This is a genomic window from Arthrobacter sp. 'calajunan' (assembly GCF_046940185.1).
GTDB classification, from domain to species: domain Bacteria; phylum Actinomycetota; class Actinomycetes; order Actinomycetales; family Micrococcaceae; genus Glutamicibacter; species Glutamicibacter soli.
On record NZ_JBKZDY010000054.1, the window covers coordinates 1 to 255 of the forward strand.

The 255-nt window shown below is 55.7% G+C and carries 1 rRNA gene; it reads left to right on the forward strand.

Annotation, left to right across the window (positions count from 1 at the left end):
• A 23S ribosomal RNA gene (locus RF641_RS17635) occupies positions 1–255 on the forward strand; the annotation flags it as partial.

A 255-nucleotide genomic window follows, 5' to 3' on the forward strand; every position in this document is an offset into this window, starting at 1 on the left:
CGACACAGGTGATCAGGTAGAGAATACTAAGGCGATCGAGAGAATCATGGTTAAGGAACTCGGCAAAATGCCCCCGTAACTTCGGAAGAAGGGGGGCCTGCCCCGTGATGGAGACTTGCTCTCCGGATGCGGGTGTGGGCCGCAGAGACCAGGGGGAAGCGACTGTTTACTAAAAACACAGGTCCGTGCGAAGTCGCAAGACGATGTATACGGACTGACTCCTGCCCGGTGCTGGAAGGTTAAGAGGACCGGTTA